A 2071-nucleotide genomic window follows, 5' to 3' on the forward strand; every position below is an offset into this window, starting at 1 on the left:
ATTTGGCCTACCTCAGAGGAGTATTTAGACCTTCATTTTAGAAACGATTTTAAAACAATAACCCCATGGCAAAAATTAAAATTATCCACCTTCATCTTTTTTGCATTTTTATTTGCAGTAGCCTTTTTGGCCAGGACACTATAACTCTTGATGGATTGACAACAGTCGAAAAAAGAGCTTGTCTAAAAGAACTCTACGATTCTCAGATCGGTGTTCGAGAAACAGGGGCTAATATGGGCATACATGTAGCAAAGTATCTGAAAAGTGTAGGGCTTAAAGAAGGATATGCGTGGTGTGCAGGATTTGTGAGCTGGTGTTATCAAAATGCAGGAATTCAAACTCCAAAAAGTGCATGGGTACCTAGCTACGCTATAAAAGGTAAGCGGATATATCATCGAGGGAAATATGAATTTAAAATACCCCAAAAAGGAGATGTATTTATGATATGGTCTACACAACTAAATCGTCCTGCTCATATTGGTTTTATAGACCAGTGGAAAGACCAATGGGTGATCACCGTAGAAGGAAATACCAATAACAATGGATCAAGAGAAGGAGATGGAGTCTATCGTAAGCGACGGTTAAAAAAACAAATATGGGCGGTATCTGATTTTATCAGTACAACAAGCAATCAATGCTATTAAAAAGTTTACAAATATTACGGAGTAAAGGCTATCGGATATATCAAAAACCGTATCAGCTCAATATTGTAGGATATCGCAGTCGCTTTGTTCGCAGTAACCGATTTGATGATGAGATCCATGTGTTTTATACCAATGATAAACAAAAATGGGTGTATCATATTTTTAAAGCCACTACAGATCCTGGACAGTACTGGCTAGAAAACTCAGGACACCCAAAAGGAACTGCATTTTTAAAAAAAGGACAATACAAAAATGCCTATAGGATCGGAATGCATCGGGGCATCTATCCTGCACTAGTACAGACTACAGATGTGCAAGTGATTAGAAATTATGAGCGTAAAGGATTGTTTAAATGGTTTGAATCTGGATATGAGGATACAGGACGTTTTGGGATTAATATTCATAGAGCCAGAAAAAAAGGAACCACCAAAAAGATTGATCGTTTTTCTGCAGGGTGTTTAGTGTTTGCTAATGCAATAGATTTTAAACATTTTATGAATCTCTCCAAACAACACCGCAGACGCTATGGAAATTCCTTTACTCTTACTCTGGTAGATTTTAGAGATGAACGCAGAAGAATCCTAAGTACAATAGCATGGGGGTCTTTAGTATTGGCTGCTGTAGCAGGAGGAATTATAGCACATAGAATGTATCAAAATGAGAATATCTAAAAATACACAAAAAGCAGGATTAACCCTAATTGGGAGTATGCTAGGATTTATTGTAGCCAAAAGATACTCCCCAAAAGAAACCTATCCTTTTATCCTTATTGGAGGGTTTATAGGAAGTGTTCTTGGAGAAGAGCTCATCTCTGAAAAAACGAAAAGAGGGGAGTATGCTAAAGCAATACAAAAATCTTTATAAACATCCAATTGAATATTGAAAACGAATGAATTAGGTTCGTCTAATTCAATTAAAACTATTGAAATTATGAAAATTGATATGGAGAATATATATATCGTAATGCAGCCTTATCCACAGATAGAGGACTTCGAGGAAATATTTATAGATGCCCAGCGAAATCTTGCAGATCTGCAGGATTTGTTTTCTGGGGGAATACGCGCTGATACTATTTATGGAATATATACAGACCGAAAAAGTGCCCTAAAAGATGCTAAAAAATTATGGAACACCATACTAAAAGAAAAAGGAATGAGTACCAATACTGAAAATCAAAGAACAAGGTTTCAAAAATTTGTAACCGCATTAGAAAAATTATCCAACACCCATAATATTGCCATTCAATCCATCGGAGGGGTATATATATTTGATAAGCCTGTCGATATTACCTACGATGCAGATCATACTTCTGGAGATTTAATTGCTACGTGGGAAGGAATAAGAAAACGGAATCAAAAATAGATGTTTAGAACACCCAGAGATAACTAACAACGAAAAGTTATGGAAAATAAAATCAAACAAGGAGT

At 35.9% G+C, this 2071-nt stretch carries 4 protein-coding genes; all 4 read left to right on the plus strand.

The window, feature by feature from the left end:
* Positions 1-65 precede the first annotated feature (65 nt).
* The 4 genes from N456_RS08990 to N456_RS09005 all read left to right on the plus strand — a co-directional run bounded on the left by N456_RS08990 (position 66) and on the right by N456_RS09005 (position 2006).
* Positions 66-644, plus strand: coding sequence for a CHAP domain-containing protein (locus N456_RS08990; RefSeq protein ID WP_062056089.1), 579 nt, complete (start codon positions 66-68; stop codon positions 642-644).
* Positions 635-1315 (plus strand): hypothetical protein, encoded by a 681-nt coding sequence (locus N456_RS08995; RefSeq protein WP_062056090.1) that lies wholly within the window; start codon positions 635-637, stop codon positions 1313-1315. Before N456_RS08990 ends, N456_RS08995 begins: the two co-directional genes overlap by 10 nt.
* Complete coding sequence (locus N456_RS09000) at positions 1302-1508, plus strand: hypothetical protein (RefSeq protein WP_062056092.1); 207 nt, start codon at positions 1302-1304, stop codon at positions 1506-1508. The genes N456_RS08995 and N456_RS09000 overlap by 14 nt, the downstream gene beginning before the upstream one ends.
* Positions 1509-1574: 66 nt before the next feature.
* A complete protein-coding gene (locus N456_RS09005; protein WP_148639270.1) occupies positions 1575-2006 on the plus strand; it encodes a hypothetical protein in 432 nt (143 codons plus the stop codon).
* Positions 2007-2071: the final 65 nt, after the last annotated feature.

The organism is Aquimarina longa SW024 (assembly GCF_001401755.1).
Classification (GTDB): Bacteria; Bacteroidota; Bacteroidia; order Flavobacteriales; family Flavobacteriaceae; genus Aquimarina; species Aquimarina longa.

Bases quoted from the DNA above. Each gene is read 5' to 3' on its own strand.
- N456_RS08995 (WP_062056090.1), top strand. From the start codon at position 635: ATGCTATTAAAAAGTTTACAAATATTACGGAGTAAAGGCTATCGGATA.
- N456_RS09000 (WP_062056092.1), top strand. From the start codon at position 1,302: ATGAGAATATCTAAAAATACACAAAAAGCAGGATTAACCCTAATTGGG.
- N456_RS09005 (WP_148639270.1), top strand. From the start codon at position 1,575: ATGAAAATTGATATGGAGAATATATATATCGTAATGCAGCCTTATCCA.
- N456_RS08990 (WP_062056089.1), top strand. From the start codon at position 66: ATGGCAAAAATTAAAATTATCCACCTTCATCTTTTTTGCATTTTTATT.